The sequence below is a fragment of the Mycobacterium sp. shizuoka-1 genome (assembly GCF_002723835.1).
Lineage (GTDB): Bacteria > Actinomycetota > Actinomycetes > Mycobacteriales > Mycobacteriaceae > Mycobacterium.
The window spans coordinates 1-21,761 of record NZ_BEWG01000061.1; the positions used below are offsets into that span (position 1 = coordinate 1).

22 protein-coding genes are annotated in these 21,761 nt (G+C 64.8%); 10 read left to right on the forward strand and 12 right to left on the reverse strand.

Translation table 11 applies throughout. The annotated features are described in order from the left end of the window. The first annotated feature begins 15 nt into the window (after window positions 1-15). The 6 genes from MSZK_RS17860 to MSZK_RS17885 are packed head-to-tail and all read left to right on the forward strand — an operon-like array spanning window position 16 to window position 7,600. Window positions 16-1,293, forward strand: a complete 1,278-nt coding sequence (locus MSZK_RS17860) for an MCE family protein (protein WP_099250035.1) — start codon at window positions 16-18, stop codon at window positions 1,291-1,293. Beyond that, complete coding sequence (locus MSZK_RS17865; protein ID WP_099250036.1) at window positions 1,290-2,315, forward strand: MCE family protein; 1,026 nt, start codon at window positions 1,290-1,292, stop codon at window positions 2,313-2,315. Before MSZK_RS17860 ends, MSZK_RS17865 begins: the two co-directional genes overlap by 4 nt. Beyond that, window positions 2,315-3,412: an MCE family protein gene (locus MSZK_RS17870; RefSeq protein ID WP_099250037.1), complete on the forward strand. Its 1,098-nt coding sequence runs from the start codon at window positions 2,315-2,317 to the stop codon at window positions 3,410-3,412. The genes MSZK_RS17865 and MSZK_RS17870 overlap by 1 nt, the downstream gene beginning before the upstream one ends. Then, on the forward strand, window positions 3,409-4,875 hold the full coding sequence (locus MSZK_RS17875) for an MCE family protein (protein WP_099250140.1): 1,467 nt from the start codon (window positions 3,409-3,411) through the stop codon (window positions 4,873-4,875). The genes MSZK_RS17870 and MSZK_RS17875 overlap by 4 nt, the downstream gene beginning before the upstream one ends. Then, window positions 4,872-6,089: an MCE family protein gene (locus MSZK_RS17880; RefSeq protein ID WP_099250038.1), complete on the forward strand. Its 1,218-nt coding sequence runs from the start codon at window positions 4,872-4,874 to the stop codon at window positions 6,087-6,089. The genes MSZK_RS17875 and MSZK_RS17880 overlap by 4 nt, the downstream gene beginning before the upstream one ends. Next, window positions 6,089-7,600, forward strand: coding sequence for an MCE family protein (locus MSZK_RS17885; RefSeq protein WP_099250141.1), 1,512 nt, complete (start codon window positions 6,089-6,091; stop codon window positions 7,598-7,600). The genes MSZK_RS17880 and MSZK_RS17885 overlap by 1 nt, the downstream gene beginning before the upstream one ends. A gap of 30 nt (window positions 7,601-7,630) precedes the next feature. Here the strand turns inward: MSZK_RS17885 and MSZK_RS17890 are convergent, their stop codons facing one another. Together MSZK_RS17890 and MSZK_RS17895 are read right to left on the reverse strand one after the other, a co-directional pair. Then, window positions 7,631-8,143, reverse strand: coding sequence for a hypothetical protein (locus MSZK_RS17890; RefSeq protein WP_099250039.1), 513 nt, complete (start codon window positions 8,141-8,143; stop codon window positions 7,631-7,633). A gap of 141 nt (window positions 8,144-8,284) precedes the next feature. Continuing rightward, window positions 8,285-8,908: a PaaI family thioesterase gene (locus MSZK_RS17895; protein WP_099250040.1), complete on the reverse strand. Its 624-nt coding sequence runs from the start codon at window positions 8,906-8,908 to the stop codon at window positions 8,285-8,287. Between the two features lie 122 nt (window positions 8,909-9,030). Between MSZK_RS17895 and MSZK_RS17900 the strand changes: the two genes are divergently transcribed. Then, window positions 9,031-9,672 (forward strand): PadR family transcriptional regulator, encoded by a 642-nt coding sequence (locus MSZK_RS17900; protein ID WP_099250142.1) that lies wholly within the window; start codon window positions 9,031-9,033, stop codon window positions 9,670-9,672. A gap of 24 nt (window positions 9,673-9,696) precedes the next feature. On the opposite strand, the gene MSZK_RS17905 is transcribed toward MSZK_RS17900, so the two are convergent. Beyond that, window positions 9,697-11,403 (reverse strand): 3-ketosteroid-delta-1-dehydrogenase, encoded by a 1,707-nt coding sequence (locus tag MSZK_RS17905; RefSeq protein ID WP_099250041.1) that lies wholly within the window; start codon window positions 11,401-11,403, stop codon window positions 9,697-9,699. A gap of 139 nt (window positions 11,404-11,542) precedes the next feature. Between MSZK_RS17905 and MSZK_RS17910 the strand changes: the two genes are divergently transcribed. Together MSZK_RS17910 and MSZK_RS33075 are read left to right on the forward strand one after the other, a co-directional pair. Then, entirely contained in the window at window positions 11,543-12,691 is a 1,149-nt protein-coding gene (locus tag MSZK_RS17910) for a Rieske 2Fe-2S domain-containing protein (RefSeq protein WP_099250143.1), read from the forward strand. Further along, window positions 12,691-12,969, forward strand: a complete 279-nt coding sequence (locus MSZK_RS33075) for a ferredoxin (RefSeq protein WP_099250144.1) — start codon at window positions 12,691-12,693, stop codon at window positions 12,967-12,969. The genes MSZK_RS17910 and MSZK_RS33075 overlap by 1 nt, the downstream gene beginning before the upstream one ends. 32 nt (window positions 12,970-13,001) lie before the next feature. Here MSZK_RS33075 and MSZK_RS17920 read toward each other — a convergent pair whose 3' ends face one another. Next, window positions 13,002-13,661 carry a TetR/AcrR family transcriptional regulator gene (locus tag MSZK_RS17920; RefSeq protein WP_233211372.1) on the reverse strand — a complete coding sequence of 220 codons (660 nt, stop codon included), beginning with the start codon at window positions 13,659-13,661 and terminating at the stop codon, window positions 13,002-13,004. A 143-nt stretch (window positions 13,662-13,804) separates the two neighbouring features. Here MSZK_RS17920 and MSZK_RS17925 point away from each other — a divergent pair, with 143 nt between their 5' ends. Beyond that, window positions 13,805-14,719, forward strand: a complete 915-nt coding sequence (locus MSZK_RS17925; RefSeq protein ID WP_099250043.1) for a hypothetical protein — start codon at window positions 13,805-13,807, stop codon at window positions 14,717-14,719. 18 nt (window positions 14,720-14,737) lie between these two features. On the opposite strand, the gene MSZK_RS17930 is transcribed toward MSZK_RS17925, so the two are convergent. The 8 genes from MSZK_RS17930 to MSZK_RS17965 form a co-directional block, all read right to left on the reverse strand. After that, window positions 14,738-15,175 carry a nuclear transport factor 2 family protein gene (locus tag MSZK_RS17930; protein WP_099250145.1) on the reverse strand — a complete coding sequence of 146 codons (438 nt, stop codon included), beginning with the start codon at window positions 15,173-15,175 and terminating at the stop codon, window positions 14,738-14,740. Window positions 15,176-15,211: 36 nt separating this feature from the next. Next, a complete protein-coding gene (locus MSZK_RS17935; RefSeq protein WP_099250044.1) occupies window positions 15,212-15,994 on the reverse strand; it encodes an SDR family NAD(P)-dependent oxidoreductase in 783 nt (260 codons plus the stop codon). A gap of 21 nt (window positions 15,995-16,015) precedes the next feature. Continuing rightward, a complete protein-coding gene (locus tag MSZK_RS17940; RefSeq protein ID WP_099250045.1) occupies window positions 16,016-17,092 on the reverse strand; it encodes a hypothetical protein in 1,077 nt (358 codons plus the stop codon). Continuing rightward, the gene (locus MSZK_RS17945; RefSeq protein WP_099250046.1) at window positions 17,086-18,117 is read right to left on the reverse strand and encodes an alpha/beta hydrolase; all 1,032 of its coding nucleotides are present in this window, start codon (window positions 18,115-18,117) and stop codon (window positions 17,086-17,088) included. The genes MSZK_RS17940 and MSZK_RS17945 overlap by 7 nt, the downstream gene beginning before the upstream one ends. A 1-nt stretch (window position 18,118) precedes the next feature. Then, window positions 18,119-18,982 (reverse strand): SDR family NAD(P)-dependent oxidoreductase, encoded by an 864-nt coding sequence (locus MSZK_RS17950; RefSeq protein ID WP_099250047.1) that lies wholly within the window; start codon window positions 18,980-18,982, stop codon window positions 18,119-18,121. Continuing rightward, window positions 18,979-19,464 (reverse strand): polyketide cyclase, encoded by a 486-nt coding sequence (locus MSZK_RS17955; protein ID WP_099250048.1) that lies wholly within the window; start codon window positions 19,462-19,464, stop codon window positions 18,979-18,981. Before MSZK_RS17955 ends, MSZK_RS17950 begins: the two co-directional genes overlap by 4 nt. A gap of 102 nt (window positions 19,465-19,566) precedes the next feature. Then, window positions 19,567-20,619: an acyl-CoA dehydrogenase family protein gene (locus tag MSZK_RS17960; RefSeq protein ID WP_233211373.1), complete on the reverse strand. Its 1,053-nt coding sequence runs from the start codon at window positions 20,617-20,619 to the stop codon at window positions 19,567-19,569. Then, window positions 20,616-21,758: an acyl-CoA dehydrogenase family protein gene (locus MSZK_RS17965; protein ID WP_099250147.1), complete on the reverse strand. Its 1,143-nt coding sequence runs from the start codon at window positions 21,756-21,758 to the stop codon at window positions 20,616-20,618. The genes MSZK_RS17960 and MSZK_RS17965 overlap by 4 nt, the downstream gene beginning before the upstream one ends. Window positions 21,759-21,761: the final 3 nt, after the last annotated feature.

Below are 21,761 nucleotides of genomic sequence, written 5' to 3' on the forward strand. Positions count from 1 at the left end.
GGATAGGGAAAACACGTGACCAGACACCTCGGTCCCGGTCCCGCCGACCGATCCGAAACCGAAACCACCGCAACACCGGTGGCAGCCAAACCCGGCCAAAGCTTCGGCGCCCGCAACTATGCGCGCCCGCTGGCGGGCGGTCTGACCGTCTTGGCCATCGCCACGATCGTCGCCGTCGCCGCCGGACTCTTCCGCGGGGATTTCGCCAAAAGCGTTCCGGTCACCGTGATCTCCGACCGCGCCGGCCTGGTGATGAACCCCGACGCCAAAGTCAAGCTCCATGGCGCCCAAGTCGGCAAAGTAGCGTCGATCGACTCGCTACCGGATGGGCGAGCCGCTCTGCACCTGGCGATCGACCCGGCCAAGGTCCGTATCATCCCGGCCAACGTCGATGCCGATATCACCTCCTCGACGGTGTTCGGTGCGAAGTTCGTCGAACTACGCACGCCGTCATCACCTGTGGCGCAACGGGTGCAGCCCGGACAGGTGATCGAGGGGCACCACGTGACCGTCGAGATCAACACCGTCTTCGAGCAATTGGTTGCTGTCCTCTCCCAGATCGATCCCGTCAAGCTCAATCAGACATTGGGCGCGATCGCGAAATCATTGAGCGGGCGCGGCGACAAGCTAGGCCAGACCCTGGTCGATCTCGATTCCGCCCTGGCGACGATCAACCCCAGTTTGGACACCATCAGCCACGAGATCGCCGTGGCTCCAGCTGTGCTCGACGCCTACGCGGACGCCGCACCGGACCTGGTCAAAGCCGTCGGCGCGGCGACGAAGATCAGCGACACGATCGTCGACCAGGAACACAATCTCGACACCCTGCTCATCAGCGCGATCGGCTTCGCCGACATCGGCACGGAGGTGCTGAGCGAGAATCGGCGACCGTTGACCGACCTCGTCGGTCTTCTGGTCCCGACACTGGATCTGACCAACAGTTACAACGCGGCGCTCACCTGCGGGCTGGAGGGCATGTATCCGCTGGCGACCGGGCCGGGCACCGCGCAGCCAGGAGTCATGCTGCTCGACTCGTTCTTCTTGGGCCGCGAGCGTTACCGGTACCCGGCCAACCTGCCGAAGGTCGCCGCCAAGGGCGGACCGCAGTGCGCCGACCTGCCCGCGGTGGGGTTTGAGCAACGGCCCCCCTATGTGGTCACCGATATCGGCGCCAACCAGGCCCAGTACGGAAACCAGGGGATCCTGCTGAACTCCGACGGCCTCAAGCAGGCCCTGTTCGGCCCGATCGACGGGCCACCACGCAACGCCACACAGATCGGGATGCCGGGATGACGGGCTTGTCGAAGACCATCGTCAAGATCAGCGTTTTCGGTGTGGTGATGATGCTGCTCACGGCTGCGCTGTTCGCGATTTTCGGTCAGTTCCGCAGTGGGTCGACCAACACGTACTCAGCTCTGTTCGCCGATGCGTCGCGATTGAAGTCAGGCGATTCGGTCCGCGTCGCCGGTGTGCGGGTCGGCACTGTCAGCGATGTCGCGCTGCAGGTCGACAACAAGGTCGTCGTGAAATTCGACGCCGATCGTGATGTGGTGCTGACCTCGGGGACCAAGGCGGTGGTCCGGTATCTGAACCTCGTCGGCGACCGCTATCTCGAACTGCTCATCAGTCCTGGCTCGGGCAAGGTGCAACCGCCGGGATCACGGATCCCGCTTGACCGGACCGAGCCCGCCCTTGACCTCGACCTTCTGCTCAGCGGCCTGAAACCCGTTGTTCAAGGCCTTGATCCGCAGGACGTCAACGCGCTGACCAACTCGTTGATCCAGATCCTGCAGGGTCAGGACGGCAACATCGAGTCGCTGTTCGCCCGCACGTCGTCATTCACCAGCGCCTTGGCCGAGAACGGCAAGACCGTGCAGCAGCTGATCGACAACCTCAACACGGTTGTCGCCACGATCAGCAAGGACGGCGAGCAGTTCTCCGGAGCCATCGACAAACTGGAGAAGCTGATCGGCCGTCTGACGGAAGACAAAGACCCGATCGGGGACGCCATCACCGCTCTCGACAACGGCACGGCCTCCCTCGCCGACCTCCTCACCCAGGCGCGTCCGCCGCTGAGCGGCAGTATCAACCAGCTGGGCCGGCTGGCGCCGCTGCTCGACCAGGACAAGGCGCGGCTCGACCTTGCCCTCCAGAAAGCGCCCGCCAACTACCGAAAACTGGTGCGGCTCGGGGCATATGGGAGCTGGCTCAATCAGTACCTGTGTGGCCTGTCAGTGCGGGTCACCGACCTGCAAGGCCAGACCGCCTACTTCCCCTGGATCGTTCAACACACTGGAAGGTGCGCCGAGCCGTAATGCTCAAATACCGTGGATCTTCGCTGATCCGGGCAGGCTTCATCGGCCTGGTCTCGATCATTCTGGTCATCGTCGTCGGGTTGCAGCCCGAACGAATGATGACGTGGGCAACTGCGATCCGGCATCAGGCGGTATTCGCCGAGGCAGGTGGTCTCACAGCGGGCAACGACGTCGTCGTCGCCGGGATCAAGGTGGGGACCGTCTCCGAGGTGTCGCTGATGCGCGGCGACGCCTTGGTGACTTTTATGGTCAACGGCACGGTACGGCTCGGCTCGGAGACCACCGCGCATATCCGCACGGGCACGTTGCTGGGACAACGGATCTTGACTCTCGAGCCCAGCGGGTCTGGAAAGCTGCGGTCGTCTGAGATAATTCCGCTGTCGCGCACCGGATCTCCGTATTCGCTCACCGATTCGGTGAATGAATTCACCGCCAACACGGCCGACACCAACACGGCAAGCCTGAATCAGGCCCTGGATACCTTGTCCGACACCCTTGATCGCGTCACCCCGCAACTGGGCCCGACATTCGACGGCGTGAGCACGCTGTCGCGGATGCTCAACGAACGCAACGATTCGCTGACGGAATTACTCGACAGCGCCGCAAAGGTGACCGGCGTTCTCTCGGAGCGCAGTGAGCAGGTGAACACCTTGCTGCTCAACGCCAACGACCTGTTCGGTGTGCTGGATCAGCGGCGCTACGCGCTGGTCAATCTGCTCACCAACACCTCCGCGCTGTCGAAGCAGATCAGCGGGATGGTGCACGACAACGAGAAGACTTTGGCTCCCGCACTAGAGAAACTGAATTCAGTCACCGCCATGCTGCAGAAGAACAATGACAATATCGTCAAAGCGCTCAATGGGTTGGCGAAGTACCAGCTGACCCAGGCGGAGGCCGTCAACAACGGTTTCTACTACAACGCCTTCGTCGGCAACTTGTTGCCGGCTCAAACCCTGCAACCGTTCCTCGACTACGCGCTGGGCTTCCGGCGCGGCGCCGATGCGGGGCAGCCCGCCGACAACGCAGGACCTCGGGCGGAATTTCCGTTCCCCCGCAACGGGATACCTCAGCCCGCTCAGCGATGGGGGCAGCCATGACATCTCGCAAGCGGCTGACTGCCGGCGCCGCAGTTCTCCTGACCGTGTTGCTGGCCGCCGGGGCAGCGGTGGTGGCACACCTGTCGGTTGCCAGGCCGACCACGATCACTGCCTACTTCACCAGCGTGACCGCGATCTACCCCGGCGACGACATCCGGGTGTCCGGCGTCAAGGTCGGCACCATCACATCGATTCAGGCGGAGCCGGCACAGGCCAAGGTGGTCTTCGACATCGACCATGGGGTGTCGATTCCGGCCGATGCGAAGGCGATCATCGTTGCGCAGAACCTCGTCGGTGCGCGGTTCGTGCAACTCGCGCCTGCCTACCGCGGCACCGGTCCCACCATGGGCGACGGCGCGGTGATCGGCTTGGATCGCACGGCGATTCCGGTGGAATGGGACGAGGTGAAGACCCAGTTGATGCGTCTGGCCACCGATCTCGGCCCGGCCAACGATGCCTCCACCACGTCGGTCGCGCGATTCATCGACACCGCCGCCACGGCGCTCGACGGCAACGGTGACAAACTCCGGCAGACCATCGCCCAGCTCGCCGGCATCAGCCGCATCCTGGCCAACCGCAGCGGCAACATCGCCGACATCGTCAAGAATCTGCAGACGTTCGTCACCGCCCTGCGCGACAGCAACACCCAGATCGTCCAGTTCCAGAACCGGCTGGCAAGTGTGAGCAGCGTCGTGGACGGCAGCCGTTCGGATCTGGACGCCGCCCTGAGGGACCTGTCGAGCGCCGTGGTCGACGTCCAGCGGTTCATCGCAGGCAGCCGTGACCAGACTGCCGAACAGGTTCAGCGGCTCGGCGACGTCACCCGCAAGGTCGCCGACAACAAGACGGCGTTGGAGAACGTGCTCCACGTGGCGCCCAACGCGATCGGCAACAGCTACAACATCTACAACCCCGACACCGGCAGCGGTATCGGTGCGTTCGCATTGGCGAACTTCTCCAACCCTGTTCAGGTGGTCTGCTCGGCCATCGGGGCGGTCAGCAATGCCACTGCATCAGAGACCGGCAAGACGTGTGCGCAGTACCTCGGGCCCGCGTTGCGCTTGCTGAACTTCAACTATCTGCCGTTCCCATTCAACGCCTACCTGGGTAAGTCACCGAGCCCGGAAAACCTGGTCTACTCCGAGCCGCAACTGGCACCGGGCGGTTCGGGGGCGTCGGTGCCGCCCGCCGAGATCCCGCCGAGTGTGTCGGCCTACACCGGATACAACGGCGATGTGCCCGCGCCGCCGGGATGGGACAGCCCAACCGGCCCGGCGGGGGCGTACGCACCCAACGGTCTGCCGGCCGATCCCCAGCCGGCGCTGTATCCGGGCGCACCGGTCCCACCGGGCGTGGTGTCCTCACCTGCGGCACCGCCTCCGTCGAACCTGGAGGGCATGTTGCTCCCAGCCGAAGCCGTCCCGGCGCCGTCGCAATCCGTTGAAGGGACGCCGCCGTCATGACTCGGAATCATTCGCTACATCGGGTCGTGGTGGTGGCATCCTGTATCGCGGTCAGCGTGAGCGGGTGCGCATTCGGCGGACTCAACAGCCAGCCCCTGCCGGGCACCGCAGGCCGAGGATCCGGGGCGACGACCTACCACGTGGAGCTGGCCAACGTCGGCACTCTGGAGTCGAATTCACCGGTGCTCATCGGCGATGTCGTCGTCGGCAGCGTCGGCAAGATGCGGGCGCGTGACGGGCACGCCGACGTCGAGGTGTCGGTCAATCCCGGAGTCGTCGTGCCAGCCAACGCGGTGGCCGTCGTCGGGCAGACCAGCCTGCTGGGGTCGATGCATCTCGCCCTGAACCCGCCACTTGGCCAGGGGCCGGCCGGCATCCTGGCGCCGGGCGCCACCCTCGGACTCAACCGTTCATCGACCTACCCGTCGACCGAGCAAACCCTGTCGGCGTTGTCGGTGGTTGTCAACGGGGGAGGGCTGGGCCAGATCGGCGACATCGTCCACGAATTCAACACCGCGCTCCATGGTCGACAAGACCAGATTCGCGACTTGCTGACCCGGCTCAACGACTTCATCGGGATGCTCGCCGCCCAACGTGACAGCATCAACGCATCCATCACCTCGTTGAACCGTCTGGCCGATGTCTTCGCCGGCCAGCGCGATGTACTCACACAGGCGCTCAAGCGGATCCCACCCGCACTGGAGATCCTGATCAAGGAGCAGCCGAAGATCACGACCGCACTAAAGAAGTTCCGCACCTTCAGTGATCTGGCGACCGGCCTGATCACCGATACTCAGGCGGATTTGGTACGCGACTTGACGAACCTGGAACCGACGCTGCGGGCACTGGCGGACGTGGGACCCAAGCTCGACACGATCTTGGCCTACGCCACGACGTTCCCGTACACGCAGAACTTCATCGACCGTGCCATCCGCGGCGACTACATGAACCAGTTCATCGTCTTCGACTTCACCATCCCGCGGCTCAAACGAACCCTGTTCCTGGGCACCCGGTGGGGCCAGGAAGGCGCCAAACTGGTTCCCGCACCGGGTGACCCGTGGTACGCGACCTACACCTACGATCCGCTCAATGCGCCGCTGACTCCCGCACCGACAGATGTTGCGCCGATTCCGCCATTGGTCGATTCCGGGCCCGAGGCGTCGGCCGCCGGTGCCGAGTCAGCCCCCGCGCCGCACGACGAGGGTGGTCAGTGATGTTGACCCGCTTCATCCGCAATCAGCTCATCATCTTCACGATCGCCTCGATCGTCGCAATCGCGATGATGCTGACGATGTACCTTCAGGTCCCGACACTGCTGGGAATCGGCAAGATGACGGTGACGCTGGAGATGGCCGAAACCGGTGGGCTGTACCGATTCTCGAATGTGACCTATCGCGGTGTCCAGCTGGGCAAGGTCACCGACGTGCAGGCCACCGAGCAGGGTGCCGAAGCGACGTTGATGCTCGACACCTCACCGAAGGTACCTTCCGATGTACAGGCGCGGGTGCTCAGCGTGTCGGCGGTCGGCGAGCAGTACGTCGATCTCGTCCCGCGTAGCGATTCGGGGACGTACCTGCACGACGGTTCGGTGATACCGGCCGCCAACGTCACCGTTCCGCAGGCCGTCGGCCCGATGCTCGATCAAGCCAGTGAGCTTTTGAAGAGCATCCCCCAACACCGGCTCGGGGATCTGCTCGACAACTCGTTCGAGGGATTGAACGGAGCAGCCGATGATCTGAGCACACTGATGGACTCGTCCTCGCGCCTTACCGCCGATTTCAACGGCACCGCCGGTCAGCTTCGCAGCCTGGCGGACGACGGCCGCCCACTGCTGGATGGCCAGCTGGCGTCCGCCGACGCCATTCGGACATGGGCGCACAGTGTCGCCGGCGTCACCGAACAGCTGGCCGACAACGACCCGCAGGTGCGCGGTCTGTTGACCAACGGCCCCGGTGCGGCCGACGAGGCCTCCCGGCTGCTCACCCAGATCAAACCAACGCTGCCGGTGCTGTTGGCAAACCTCACCACCATCAGCCAGGTGGCGGTCACCTATCACGCGTCGCTGGAGCAGTTGCTGGTCCTGCTGCCGCCCAACATTGCGGCCACCCAGTCGATGGGCGGTGGGCCTCGTAATCCCACCGGCATGTCGCTGGGCGACTTCACGGTGGTGATGAACGATCCCCCCGCGTGCAGCGTGGGTTTCCTGCCGCCGAGTTCGTGGCGGTCGCCGGAGGACGTGTCCGATGTCGACACCCCAGACGGGCTGTATTGCAAGCTGCCCCAGGATTCCCCCATCGGCGTGCGGGGGGCACGCAACTACCCGTGCATGGGCAAGCCGGGCAAGCGCGCTCCCACCGTCGAGATCTGCAATAGCGACCAGCCGTACCAGCCGCTGGCGATGCGTCAACACGCGACCGGCCCTTATCCGATCGATCCCAACCTGCTCGCGCAGGGCGTCCCGCCCGATGATCGCACCACGTTCCAGGACCAGATCTTCGGCCCGCAACAGGGCACTCCGCCGCCGCCGGCACCTGCCGACGGAGCGGTGCCTGTTGCGCCAAGCGGATTCACGCCCGCCGCGGTTTCGGGACCGTCGGTCGCGGTCACCCGCTACAACCCGAAGACGGGGCAGTACGTCACGCCTGACGGTGCCGTGTTCCGGCAGCCAGAACTGGTCGATCCCAACGCGTCCCGGTCGTGGAAAGATTTGATGCCCACCGCGTGAGGCCCGCGCGCCGGCTCGTCGGCGACGCGGTCAGGGGTGCTTGACGAGCTTGAACGGCATATTGATGAACAGCGCGAGGCTGCGGCCGCAGGCGCCGCTGGGCCCGGTGGTCTGGTCCTCGCCGAGCAGAGTGGCCGAATGCGGGTCGCCGGCGTCGCCGCCGGGCGTCATGGGCTGAAACCAGAACACCTGGAATCCGTCGGCTGACGTTCCATCGGGGCACGGTTCCCAATTGGCCACCGTCCGTTTGACATACCACATCCCACCGGTCTGATAGATGGGCGCCGACCAGCCGGCATCGCTTGTCACGGTGCCGGTGCACTCGGTTGGATAGCTGCACTGGGTGGAGATCACCCAGGTGGACCGCACCGATTTCTCGTCATGGAAGACGTCGTTGGTTCTCGCCCATTCGCCGTTCGACGTGGCGGTGAAGGTGCCATTGAGACCCCAGTCGTCGGCCGCGTGGGCCGGAGCCGGGACGCTACCGCAGTACAGCGCGCCGACGGTGGCCAACCCCATTGTGACAGCGCTCAATCCACGCATGGTTCACTCCTCGATGCCGGTTCGTGCTGTGCCAGAGGCATGCCGCGCGAAGCTAACACCGCCGCAGTGCCGGATTCTCGGCGTGGTCCACTCAACGGACGATCAGGTGACGGCGACGATCGGGCGAGGAGCGCCTTGTGACTACCGGGCCTGCACAGCGGGTCGCTTCGGGCGGATGAACACCCCGCGCGCGTGCACGGTGACCACGCCGTCGCCGTCAGCGATATGGCCTTCGGCGAATGTTTTGATGCCGTCGTGGCGATCGACCCGGGCCTCGGCGTGCAGACGGCCGAGCCGAGTCGGGTGCACATACCGAACGGTGAGCGTGCCGGTGAAAGCCGGCCTGCCCGGCTGATGTGCGGTGGCGCCGAGCAGATGATCGAGGATCAGGGCGCATACGCCGCCGTGTACATGACCCGCAGGGCCTTCGTAGGCAGCACCCAAGTCGACGTCGGTGTACACCGAGCCGTCGTCACGGTGGTGGATGACGAGCGGGGGAGCGACCGGGTTACGAAGGCCGGTCACGACGTTTCCCCAGGCGACCGTGCCTCCGCCAGTGGTGGGCTGCACACCGAAGGGTCCTCTGCTCTGTCGAGCAGCAAGCAGCTCGGTGGCTTGCTCGACCAGAGCACGCGCTCGCGAGACCGTCTGGTCGTCGGCTTCGGTACGGATTGTGGCGTCGATGAGGTGCTGAACCGAACGTGTCAGCGGCGCGAACACGGTTTCGCCTCGTTCGACGTCGACGGTTCGGATGTCGTTGCCCATGTGTCCACTGTGCCCGGCGAAGCTCGCAGTGCATCTGCGGTATCCCGACGAGCGGTCGGCAACCGCACACCGGTGACCTGGGTTGATACCCTTGCTCCGTGACCGAGCCCGAGCCCGATACCATGCCGTCGCTGTCCGCGACGGCGTGGGCGCTGCTCGGGATGCTCTCCTATGAGACTGAACTGTCGGGTTATGACATCCGCAAGTGGATCAGTTGGAGCATGCGCTACTACTACGGCAGCCCGGCATTCAGTCAGATCTATTCCGAGCTGAAGAAGCTGGAGAAAATGGGGCTGCTCACCTCGCGGGTGGACGGCACCGGGACCCGCAACCGGCGTCTCTACAAGATCACGGACACCGGAATGGAAGCGGTCACTCGGTGGGCCCGAGAAGCCCCCGTCGAGCCTCCGTCGCTGAAGCATCCAGCGATTCTGCGGGTGACGTTCGGCCATCTGAGCGACCCGGCCTCGCTCAAGCAGATGTTGCAGGATCACCTCGCCTACATCGATGAGATGCAGCGCGACGCTGCCAAGGAAGCACGGTGGGCCGCCGCGGATCCGTCCTGGGCGTACGCCAAAGTCGCGCTGGCGTGGGCCGAACGCTATTACGCGTCCGAGCGGGAGCTCACCTTGCGAATGATCAAAGATCTCGATGAAGCAGAGGCGAACTTTCCGAAAGTCGGTCAGGGAGCAAAGGTTCCGTGGCCCGATCCGGCCTATTGGTACGAGATCGAACGGAAAGCCGACGCCGAAGACGCCGACTGACCGCCGCGCCGATCTCAAGCCGCACTACCCCCGGTGGGCCGCGTCCTGTGCGGCGACATAGCCGTAAACCAGGCCTTGGGCGATGGTCGCACCCGCGCCCGGATAGGTGTTCCCGAACGCGTTGGCCGCGGTGTTGCCGATGGCGTACAGCCCACCGATGACAGTGCCGTCTTCACGAAGAACACGAGCTCGCTCGTCGGCGCGCAATCCGCCGCACGTCCCGAGATCGCTCAACACCATCCTCACCGCGTAGAACGGTCCCTTGACCAGGGGCCGCAAATTCGGGTTCGGCGTGATGGTGGGATCACCGTAGTAGCGGTCGTATGCGCTTCGGCCGCGCCCGAAGTCGGGGTCCTCACCGGCGAACGCATTCTCGTTGAACAGGGTTACGGTCGAAGTGAAGTCCTCGACGGGTACCCCCATCTTCGCGGCGAGCTCGGCGAAATCATCTGCGCGGACTGCGATTCCAGCGTCATACCAGTGCTGGGGAATCGGCATCCGGGGGAAGAGTTCGGCGGCGAAGACATAGCTGTTCCGGTACTGCTGGTCGAAGACGATCCACATGTCCGCCACCGGCGTTCCCGCAGCTTCCAGCTGCAGTACCCGCTGACCGAAGCTCATGTAGTCGGCCGACTCGTTGGCGAACCGGCGGCCGTTCTGGTCGACGATGAACGACCCGGGCAGCGACCGCTCGGCCAGCATGACCGCCGGCGCCGCGTCCGGCAGCGGGGCGACAGCGGGGAACCACCACGATTGATCCATCAACGCGATGTCCGCGCCGATGTCCTGGCCGATGCGGATGGCGTCACCGGTATTGGATTCCGCACCGAGGCTGAGATTGCGGTCGAGGGATTCGGACTGGAATTTCCAGCGCATGTCCATGCTGTGGTCAAAGCCGCCGGCCGCAAGGACGACACCTCGCCGAGCGGTGACGGTCACGGCGGCGCCCTGATGCTCGACGATGGCACCGGTGACGCCGGTGGCGTCGGTGACCAGTTCGGTCAGCGTGGTGCGCAGCCAGATCGGGATTCCGGCCCGGATCGCGCCGGCAAACAGGCCGGCGGCCAAGGCTTGGCCCCCGGCAGCGTAGCGCCGTCCGAGCGCAAGCCCGCCAACTCCTTGCGCAAGCCGTTTGAGGATGGTGGGCAGACCCTTGCGGGGGACCCGGCTCATGAGGTTCATCCAGCGGTAATCCGCGCCGGTGGTCGGCATCGGAATGCTGACCTCCATGATCCCCGGACGAAGGTCGGGCAGGTATTCGCCGAGGATCGCCGTGTTGAGCGGCCGGCACTCGCAGGTTCGTCCCGCGGCCGACCCACCCGGTGCCTCGGGGTGATAGTCGGAGTATTCCTTGGCCCAGAACAGCTTCATCGGAGTTGTGCGGCGCAGCATCTCGACGGTCGCCGGCAGATGTGTCACGTAGGCTGCCGAGCGCTCGGGTGCGGCCGAGCCGGCAACGACGGCGTCAAGGTAGGTCTGCGCACGGCGTGCGGTGTCGACGCCACCGCATTCGGCGATCACCGGGCTGGCGGGCAGCCACAACGCCCCACCGGACCGCGCGGTCGACCCGCCGACGTGCGCCGACTTCTCGACGACCAGAACGGACATTCCCCGTTCGTGGGCGGCCAGCGCGGCGGCGAGCCCGGTGCCCGACCCCACGACGAGGAGGTCCACCTCGATATCGGCGACAGTCAACCCGGCGGGAACAGTGTTGTGGCTGGTCGGGATCACAATTGTCGACGATAGATCTGGGCAGGGAGATTTTGAATCCTGCCTCCCTTTGAGCGGAACGCGGACCTTTGCGCAGCGTTTCTGCGAAGTTGAATGGTGACATCAGCCCGCGGATCCATCGATGAAGGACGGACGCAAGATGACGACGCATGCCGAGGCCGACGACATTCGCTTGATCGAGGCTGGATCGGTGCCCACCCGGTTTGCCCGGGGATGGCACTGTCTGGGGCTGATCCGTGACTTCGTCGACGGCAAGCCCCACCAGATCAACGCCTTCGGCCAGAAGCTCGTGGTGTTCTGCAGCCAGGACGGCGCCATCAACGTGCTCGACGGTTACTGCCGGCACATGGGTGGTGACTTGTCCCAGGGAACGGTCAAGGGCAACGAGATCGCCTGCCCCTTCCATGACTGGCGGTGGGGAGGAGACGGCCGGTGCAAGTCGGTGCCCTACAGCAAGCGCACCCCGCGGTTGGCGCGCACCGCGTCCTGGCCGACCCTGCAGCAGGACGGCATGCTGTTTGTCTGGAATGACCCCGAACGGAATCCGCCGCCGGCCGATGTGACCATCCCTCGCATCGAGGGCGCCACCAGCGACGACTGGACCGACTGGCATTGGTACACCACCGTCGTGCAGACCAACTGCCGCGAGATCATCGACAACGTCGTCGACATGGCGCACTTCTTCTACATTCACGGATCGTTGCCCACCCACTTCAAGAACATCTTCGAAGGCCACGTCGCGACGCAATACATGAACAGTGCGGGCCGTCCGGATATCGGTGAGCCCGGCGAGACTCAGATGCTGGGGACGACATCGGTGGCGTCCTACCACGGTCCGTCCTTCATGATCGACGACCTGACATACCACTACACGGACGTGGACCATCACACCGTGCTGATCAACTGCCATTACCCGATCGACGCGAATTCCTTTGTGCTGCAATATGGAATCATCGTCAAGAAATCGGCTCAGCTTCCTGACGACCTTGCCATGCAGACCGCGATAGGTCTTGGCGACTTCGTCAAGATGGGCTTCGAGCAGGATGTCGAGATCTGGCGCAACAAGACGCGGATCGACAACCCGCTCCTGGTGGAAGAGGACGGACCCGTCTACCAGCTGCGGCGCTGGTACGAGCAGTTCTATGTCGATGTCGCCGATGTGACGCCGGACATGGTGGACCGTTTCGAATTCGAACTCGACACCACCCGGCCCACCGAGGCGTGGATGAAAGAAGTGGACGCCAACATCGCCGCGCGCACGGCGGCGTCCGAATCAGTGGGGGGATGATGACCGTTCGCCCAGACATTCGGCTCGCTGACTCGCCGATGGTCCCGGTGACGTGTGTGCGTTGTGGCGCCGGCGTCGAGGTCCGAAAGAGTAGTTGGAATCAGACCAGTGTGCAGTGGACCGCGTCGGCTTTGGGTCGGTGTGAAGAGCGCTGCAGTGCTTCGCAATTGGCGGCGAACGGAGGTGGTGGTCTCTTCCTGGCCTGCTCGGCCCTCAATGGGTCGATCATCGATGCCGTGAAGGCGGGGACGGTTCCCGTTCTCGACACCGCCCTCTGAGCCCTCTGATCTAAGCCTGGCGCGTTCCAACGCTATTTCGCGTCAAGCGATCCGACAATCATCTCCATCGCGATGCGCAACGCGGACTGCAGGCTGGCGAAATCGCCATGTTCGACCCAGTGCACGTACGCATGCCTGCATGCCTGAATGATCAATTGGGCAGGCAACTCTCGTGAATAGGGGTCGGCCCCGAGGTCGAACCGCGCCTCGAGGAAATCGGTGATCGGCGTAGCGAGGTCTTGACCCCAATCCAGCCAGCGCAGTCGATACTGCGGGTCACCGAGCACCAGCGCCATGAATGCCCGGTCGACTTCGAATTGGTCGCGCTTGGGGACTTCGCTGCCGAATGCACGAACCAACACGTCGACGGGGTCGCTGCCTGATTCTGCGTCGGCCAGCACGTGAATGCTGAGGCTGCCGAACTTACCGAAGAGCGGCAGGATGACATCTTCCTTGACAGGAAAGTGGCGGTGGAACGTCCGCGGCGCGATGCCCACGGCCTCGCAGATTCGCTCGACGGTGGCGGAAAACGATCCGTCGGCGAGGAAGAGGTCACGCGCCGCCACGGCGACTTCGAGCCGCAGTTCCTCGGCGCGCCGCTCCGTCAGTGTGGCCGGCTTACCGGTCGATGCCATCCTGTCGTCCCCTTGCGTGACAAGCCCGTTCATCGTAGTCGCTGCGATCTTGCCCACCCTGCTTTACTCGCCGCAGGTCTCCCGCTGAGCGGGAATCCCGCAGTGACGCGAGTTACATCGCCGTTATCGTAACTTGTCAGATTCTGCCACACAGGCTGAAACTGACAAGTACTCGCGTCGAATGCTCTCAGGAGGATCCAGTGTCACCCGAAATTGCCGACGACCTGAATTACGACGACTACACCCACGACTTCATGGGCAAAGTCGGCAATATCCAGGATTTCTCCCGCGACTTTCTGCTCGGCCTGGCCCGCGTCTTCGAAGACGTCTTGAACTTCATGCCGTACGCGCACGTGAAGATCTACTCGGAGAAGGTGGGTATCAACGCGGCCATGGACATCGCGGCCGAGGTGTCGAGAGCAGGAATGCGACAGGTCATGCCGATGGGCCGGTTCATCGCCCCTCCGGGTTGGGACTGGAAAGACGCTCAGTACCAGGCTATTCCGTTCGACGTGCAGACCGAAGACCTGACCAAGCCGGCTTTGATTCGGCTCATCAAGACGTATTGGGACCAGTACCTCAAAGGACACAACTACTTCATCGACCAGTGGACGAAAATCATCCCCGAAGAAGAAGTTTGGTTGGGTTTGCCGGACATGTACCAGCTGATCATCGACTACCAGTACCCGAAGCTGGCGAAAGTCTTCAAGATCGAACCCGTACACGTCGTGGACTTCCTCAAGCTGGCGGTGTTGAGTATCGACGGCACCCTCGGATACGGCGGCGAGTACATCGTTTACAACCCGGACCATGTGGTGCTCAACATGCGCCGCTGTGAGGTGCTGCAGAAGTACACCGACGAGGGTCTCTACCCGCCGGCGCGGGCCTGGATGAACTGCACCTTCGAGCAGCGCATCTCCGCACCGTTCTTCCCGGGCTGCAAACTGGCGATCAATCTTCCGCCCAAGGATTTCACGTTCGCCAAGGGTGAACCCTTTTGTGTGTGGACCTACACCCGCGGTGAAGAAAACCATGCCGCGGCCGCGGCCGCGCCGGATCCACGCGCGACTGCCATGCAGCGCATTCCGCTTATGGACGTGACGGTCTCGAAATGAATTGACCGGGGCGGAGGTTCAGCGCGGCTTCGCTTCGAACACCTCAAGGGTGCCGACGAATCCGCGATTGACCTTCACCCGCTCGATCAGATGCCATGATCCGCCGGCTGTCCGCCGCCAGGTGTCACGGTAATCGCCGAGGGTGTACATCCGCGTCGCCGGATCGGCAGTCGAGTTGAGATGAACGTCGTGTATGTAGGCCCTGCTGGTTGCGCCATCGCCGTCGATGTCGACGATGACGTTGCCCAGCAGATGTTGAGTGGGCCCGCAATTGTCGAGATAGCCGCGAATCAACTCGATGATCGCTGCGCTTCCCGCCAGTGAGCCGGTCCCGAAGTCGCCCACCGCATCGTCGGCGAGAATTCCAGCCATCGTTGCCCAGTCCCGCTCGTCCATCGCCCGCGCGAACAGAGTCAATGCGCGTACGATGGCGCGCTCGTCGAGCAACGCTGCCAGGGAATCTCGGTCCATGTCCCGCTTCTCCTGTCCCCGTCAGGCGTGTGCGCCGCCATCCACCCGGATCTCGGTGCCGGTGATGAACGCACCGTCATCGGAGGCAACCATAGCGATGACGGATGCGACCGCGCTGGGGTCGCCCAGAATCTCGTTCTCGGCCCCGTGTAGCAACGGTGTCTGTTTGGCCCACAACCCCAGGTCGTATCCCTGCGGCATCTTGTCGAGGGTGCTGTTGGCCAACGCCGTGGACACCCCGCCCGGTTGGATATTGACGGCGCGAAGCCCCTGTTTGGAGTATTCCAATGCCAGCGAGTGCGTGAAACTGAGGATGCCGCCCTTGCTTGCCGCATACGCCGCCATGTACGGATGGGCGAACGACGCGGCCGTCGAGGTGAAGTTCACGACGACACCACGGCCTGAGGTCAGGAGCGCCGGCAGCGCCTGCCGCGTCATCAGGAATGTTCCGGTGAGGTTGACCGCCAAGGTGCGGTTCCATTCGGCCAAGCTGGTTTCGTGGGTGTGCGAGCAGGTCTGAATCGCAGCGACATTGACCAGCACCTCGAGGCCGTCCAACTCCGCCACGACCGCGTCCACCGCGGCCGTGACGTCGTCTTCGAGCGAGATGTCCACGACGGCTGTGGTGAGGCGCTTGGCCGTTCCGGCGTCCACGGCGGCGGCCGTGGTCACGGCCAGGCCGTCGGCAGAGATGTCGAACGCCGCCACCGAAGCACCCTCGTCAAGCAGTCGGGCCACGGTGGCGGCGCCGATACCCGATCCGGCGCCGGTGACGATCGCGCGCCGGTCTGAGAACCGCTCCATCGTCGTCATTGCCTTGTTTGCTCAGGCGAATTGGAACGCGCTGACAGGCGCCTCGTCCGGGTAGGTCGCCGGGCCGCCGAGATCGTACGCGGCGTTGAGCGCGGCGATGAACTGCGGATCGTGCAGCGGCTCGCTCGGCACGTCGAGTGCGATTCCCTTGCCTTTGAGGTCGTCGACCATCATGCCGATCGCCCGTTCGATCGTGATGTCGTCGGTCCCATCCATGTTCTTCTTCAGCTCGTCGAAATCGGTGAAGACTTCGGCGGACCAGTGCACGAGGAACCGCAGTTCGTCGGTGTGGTGGCGGGCGATGACATCCTCGCCGTTCTTCAGCAGCCATTGGTCGCGATCGGCGGGATCGCCGGTGAAGACGGTGTCGAATGCCAATCCGGCCGGAACCTGCTGTTCCAGTGGACCATTGGCTTCCCCGCGGTGCACCATCATCTCGTTCTGCACGACCACTCCGCGATTGTTGATCGGTGGCAACACGCGGGCGGGAGCCCTGAGGGGGCCGTCGGGCCAGTAGGTGAACCCGGATCCCTCGTCGAGGGAGAACCAGGTGATCACCTGTGCCATCTTGATCAGGTAATCGGTGAACAGCCCGGACTTGCCCATGACGCTGCACAGCCAGGTCGGGGCGTTCTCGTGGCGCACGCCGCGGAAGCTGGGGGAGTCGAGGTGACCGGGGTCGCGGTTGGCGCACGGGCCGTTGATGTTGAACAGCATCATCTCGGGCTTGGCGTACTGCGCGTTCCAGTAACTCTTGGCGTGCTCGATGAAGTCGGCGTTGTAGAAGCAGTCGTGCAGTTCCGGATACAGCACGGTGCCGTAGTTGGCGAGATAGCCGCGGAAGGTGGGGGTGAGGAACAGGTCCAGTGAGGGCGTGAAGCCCTCGGGAAACGCGCCGCTCATCGTGGCGATCAGTTCGTCGGCGGAGGCGAAGTGCTGAGCGATGATGAGCTTCCAAGGACCATGGGTGTGCACGACGTCGAGCAGTCGCCGTCGCTGATCCTCGGTGTAGATGTCGGTGAGCTCGCGCGGCGGAGCCACCGGGCGCAGAATGTCGGACAGTTCCAGACGCTGCTCATCAGTCAGCACGATGAATCTCCTTCGGTGGTGAGGCTTTCGATTGTGGTGCGCACTGGTTGCGCCGATGCGGCGGGCTTCCGGTGATCGGGAGATCCGCCGTTGGCGCGCAGGTGAGTGAATTTGGCCCCCAGCAAGGCTCCGACTTCCGCGATCGCCAAGCGGCCGCGTGCGGTCGTGTCAGACCTCATCAGGAATCCGTGATACACACCCGGGTAGCGGGTGATCGTCGTCTGTACGCCGGCGTCCCTCAGCCGACACCCGTAGCGTTCTCCCCAGTCCCGGATGGGGTCGCATTCCCCGGTCACCACAATGGCCGCCGGCAGGTCCCGCAAATCCTTTGCGTAGGCGGGTATTTGGTAGGAGTCGTGTGGTGCTCCGGCCGCGCGATCGACCAGTTCATGCATGAACACGATGTCGTCGTGACGCAGCATCGGCGCATCCGGCATCGAGGTGATCGATGTGGCCCCCATGTCGCGATCCAGGCCGGGGTAGAGCAGCACCTGTGCGCAGATCCGAGGGCCGCCGCGGTCGCGGGCCGCGAGCGCGACGGCCGCCGCCAGGGAGCCGCCCGCGCTGTCGCCGACGACCGCAAGCCGGCGCGGATCGAGGTCCAGCGTATCGGCCTGCGCTGCAATCCATTCGGTGGCGGCGTAGGCATCCTCGAACTGGGCCGGCGGCGCTGACTCCGGCGCCAGCCGGTAGTCGACGGCCACCACCGCGGCACCACTGGCGTGGGCCAGCTCGCGCGCCAACGGTTCGAACGAGTGGTTGCTACCCATCACCAGACCGCCGCCGTGCAGGTAGATCAGGACCGGTGCGCAAGGGTCGGAGGTGGGGCGGTAGAGGCGCAGCGGGATCGGTCCCGCCGGGCCGGGAGCCGTCACATCGCCGATGGCCGCCATCGGCGGCATCTCGGGCAGCGGCGCGGATTCGAGGCCGGCCCGCACTGCGGCCAATCCCCGGCTGCGCATCGGAGGCAGCTCACCGATGGAGGCGACGCGGTCTGCGGCATCAGGGTCGAGTCGGGGGAGCATGTCAGTTCTCGGCGGGGTCGAATCGACGTCGGGTACGCAACTGCGGGGGCTCTTGGTTGGTCAACATCCGCCCCCGCTCCGCCATCGCCGAGCCGACGTAATCGGGTTGCGTGAGTAGGTAGAACCGGCCGTCAGCGGCCTGCTCGAACACCACTTCAGCGGCGGCGACCGGGTCCATGGCATCGGCTTTGATGTCGAGCATCGCGGTCCGCTGGGCCTCGGCGGCGCCGGCGTCACCGGAGTTAACGCCACCGGCGGACTCGAAGATGTTCGAGACCACGGCACCTGGAAGGACCGCCTGAATGTGCACGTGGTGAGCGTGCCCGGCGGCCTGCACCTCGAGGTGCAGGCACTCGGTCATTGCCAGCACGGCGTGCTTGCTCATGATGTAGGGCGCCTGCAGGGGAACCACCGCGACGCCGCCGATCGAGGAAAGATTCCACACCCACGCCGGCGCATCAGTGGCCATCATCCTGGGGAGAAACGCTCGAATCCCATGAAATACGCCACTGATGTTGATGTCGATGACGCGTTGCCAGTTGGCCACCGGGGTGTCCCAGAGATAGCCGAATTGCTCGATACCGGCATTGTTGACCAGCAGTCGGACCTCCCCCACGTCGCGGTACACGGCGCGGGCCAGCTCCTCGACGGCATCGGCATCGCGCACGTCGCAGACCGCGTCGATCGCCGCTCCGCCTGCCGCAGTGAGCTCGTCGCGCAGCGCGGCCACGGCTGCGCCGTCGACATCGGCCAAGACCACCGTCATGCCCAACCGGCTGGCCTGGCGAGCCAAGCCGGCGCCGATCCCGGCGCCGGCTCCGGTGATGACGGCGACCCCGCCCCCGAAGGTCTCGCGTGCGCTCACGCCGGCGTGCCGGCCGCGGCCTTGGCGGTGTGCTCTGCGAGCGGTACCGAATCCTCGGCGTCGAGGACGACCGTCATCGAGGTGAACACAAGGCCGTCGCCCGAGCGGCGGATGCCGGCATCGACGACTCCGCTGGACACGGCGAACGGCACGTTGTTGGTGATCTGATTGACGAAAAGATAGAACCGCACAAGGGTCACATCGCCGTCGGCACCGGTGCGGTAGACGTTCGTGGCGTGGTGGCGGCACGGGTACGGGTTTTCGTTGCGGTGGTCGGTGAGCCATGCCCGGGTTTGTGCGCCGCCGTGCAGATCGGCCGCGAGAAGATGCTCGAAGGGGCAGTTGCCGGAGTCCGAACGGCTCACGTATCGCATCTCGTCGCCGATGCGGGCGTCCACTTCGCCGAAGTGGCCCTGGTCGTAGTGATACCAGAATCCGGCGACGAACTCCTGGACCTCGGGCAGGGTGATCTCGGTGCTCATGACGAGCAGTCAACTCCGGATGTGGCGCCAGTTACACCGCCGATGACCGTTGAGTGGAACGTGGCTGAGGTTCGTGCCGGGTCCTGGTGGTGGGGACCCTGGTCAGCGACTATCGGCGAGCAATGCCCACAACCCCCGGGTTCCCGCGGCTGTTGCGGCGGTGGCAACCTGCTCATCCCAGAAACGCACCGATCCGTATTCGGACCGCCACGCAAGTGTCGCACGGGTGAACTCGTGCAATCGATGCTCCCGGGTCGTGCCGATCGCCCCATGCACCTGGTGAGCGTTGCGAGTCACCACCGAGGCGGCATGGCCGGCGCAGGAACGCGCTGTGGCGATCAGGAAGTCGAGGTTCGGTGAATCCCACTCTGATGCGACCGCTACGCCGAGTGCGGCCTCGGTGGCGGCGCGGGCCAGCGCCGCTTCGGCAGCGGCATCCGAGATGAGATTCTGGATCGCCTGGAACTTGGCCAGGGTGCGTCCGAACTGCACCCTGGCGGACACGTGATCAATGGACAACTCCACCGCACGCTCCAGCGCCGCGCACACCTGGATGGACCGCAGTAACGCCGCCTTGCGCCTCAGCTGTCCTACCAGCGCTTCACTGACGGGTTCCCCGGCTGCCGCGGCGAGCTCGGTACGGACCGTGTCTCGGGGCTCGCCGATCAGATTGACCCCCTCACGGATGGACAACTCGGCGCGCCCGACGTCGGCAACGCGATACTCCTCGCCGGTCCACCACACCACCACGACCCGATCGACCGAGGCGGCCCACGGTGCGGGAGTATCCGGCCCACCGCGCGGGCACAGATGCACCGTACGGATGGCGGCGTCGACTTCGCCGAGGCTCTCCAACAGCCAGCACGCCAACAAGTCGTGTTCGCCCACCGGTGTGCGAATCCCGTGTCGGGCAGCAGCACCGAGCAACTCGGCGGCCTCATACCAGCCTGCCCCGCTGCCGCCTGATTCCTCCGATCCGGTCAGCCGCGCCAAACCGAGGGAATCGAGACGGTGCCACAGCGCTCGGTCGAGAGCAGCGCGTCCGCCGACTGCGGGCGGCGGCGTGCTTCGCCGGTAGTCGGCGAAAACCGCGTCGATCATCGCGACCAGGTCGGGGTCGACCGACGGGGCTGCGGTCGTCGAAAGGTGGTTCATCGAATGCCCAATCCGCGCGCGATCACGCCACGCAAGACCTCGTTGGTTCCGCCGCGCAAAGTGAAGCCGGGTCGCTGGTCGACGGCGTCGGCCACCAGCCGCCCCCATTCGGTGGACGCTGCGATGCCGTCACTGGTGTGGAGATCGGCGAAGTCGGCGATGTCACCTTCGACGGTCGTGCCCAACACTTTGACGACGGCAGCAGCCACGTCGCAGCTCTGCCCGCGCTGCAATGCGCCGGCCACCGCCGTCGACATATGGTGAAGCCCGGCGATGCGGGCCACCAGTCGACCCAATTCGTGGTCGACCGATTCTTGCCGGGTGGCCGCACTATCCACTGCGTGCGCGAGCAGGGGAAACGTCGACAGGAAGCGTTCGGGGCCGCTGCGCTCGAATGCCAGCTCAGAGGTGACCTGAGTCCAACCCTGCCCGATCTCACCGAAGACCATCGCGTCGGGGACGAAGACGTCGGAGAGGATGACCTCGTTGAAGTGATGTCCGCCGTTCATCGAGACGATGGGGCGGACGTCCACGCCAGGACCGTGCAAGTCGACGATGAACTGGCTCAGTCCGGCGTGGCGGTGTGCAGGGTCCGCGGCGGTGGTGCGGGCGAGCACGATGAACGCATGCGCTCGGTGTGCTCCGGAGGTCCAGACCTTTGTGCCGGTCAGCGACCAGCCACCGTCCACCCGGGTTGCGCGGGTCCGCACGCTGGCGAGGTCGGACCCCGAATCTGGTTCACTCATCCCGATCGCGAAGAAGCACTCGCCAGCGACGATGCGGGGCAGAAAATGCGACTTTTGCTGCTCCGTACCGTATTTGAGCAGGGATGGCACGATCTGACGATCGGCGATCCAGTGCGCAGCCACCGGAGCGCCCGCAGCCAGCAACTCCTCGGTGACGACGAATCGCTCGTGAAAGGAACGACCGTGGCCGCCGTAGTGCCGGGGGACAGTCATGCCCAGCCAGCCACGCTCGGCCAACGCCGAGGTGAAGCCCTCATCCCAGCCGCACAACCACGAGTCGATGGATGGCCGGAACACTCCGGCGGCGAGCTGCTCGGCCAGGAAAGCCCGCACGTGCGCCCGTAGTGCGTCCGAGGAGGCGTCGTTGCTGACCGGTGGTACCAACCGGGGCATCGC

Coding starts and splice junctions, on each gene's coding strand:
- MSZK_RS17865 (WP_099250036.1), top strand. CDS start 1,290: ATGACGGGCTTGTCGAAGACCATCGTCAAGATCAGCGTTTTCGGTGTG.
- MSZK_RS17870 (WP_099250037.1), top strand. CDS start 2,315: ATGCTCAAATACCGTGGATCTTCGCTGATCCGGGCAGGCTTCATCGGC.
- MSZK_RS17875 (WP_099250140.1), top strand. CDS start 3,409: ATGACATCTCGCAAGCGGCTGACTGCCGGCGCCGCAGTTCTCCTGACC.
- MSZK_RS17880 (WP_099250038.1), top strand. CDS start 4,872: ATGACTCGGAATCATTCGCTACATCGGGTCGTGGTGGTGGCATCCTGT.
- MSZK_RS17885 (WP_099250141.1), top strand. CDS start 6,089: ATGTTGACCCGCTTCATCCGCAATCAGCTCATCATCTTCACGATCGCC.
- MSZK_RS17890 (WP_099250039.1), bottom strand. CDS start 8,143: ATGCGTGGATTGAGCGCTGTCACAATGGGGTTGGCCACCGTCGGCGCG.
- MSZK_RS17895 (WP_099250040.1), bottom strand. CDS start 8,908: ATGGGCAACGACATCCGAACCGTCGACGTCGAACGAGGCGAAACCGTG.
- MSZK_RS17900 (WP_099250142.1), top strand. CDS start 9,031: ATGCCGTCGCTGTCCGCGACGGCGTGGGCGCTGCTCGGGATGCTCTCC.
- MSZK_RS17910 (WP_099250143.1), top strand. CDS start 11,543: ATGACGACGCATGCCGAGGCCGACGACATTCGCTTGATCGAGGCTGGA.
- MSZK_RS33075 (WP_099250144.1), top strand. CDS start 12,691: ATGACCGTTCGCCCAGACATTCGGCTCGCTGACTCGCCGATGGTCCCG.
- MSZK_RS17935 (WP_099250044.1), bottom strand. CDS start 15,994: ATGGAGCGGTTCTCAGACCGGCGCGCGATCGTCACCGGCGCCGGATCG.
- MSZK_RS17945 (WP_099250046.1), bottom strand. CDS start 18,117: ATGCTCCCCCGACTCGACCCTGATGCCGCAGACCGCGTCGCCTCCATC.
- MSZK_RS17955 (WP_099250048.1), bottom strand. CDS start 19,464: ATGAGCACCGAGATCACCCTGCCCGAGGTCCAGGAGTTCGTCGCCGGA.
- MSZK_RS17960 (WP_233211373.1), bottom strand. CDS start 20,619: ATGAACCACCTTTCGACGACCGCAGCCCCGTCGGTCGACCCCGACCTG.
- MSZK_RS17965 (WP_099250147.1), bottom strand. CDS start 21,758: ATGCCCCGGTTGGTACCACCGGTCAGCAACGACGCCTCCTCGGACGCA.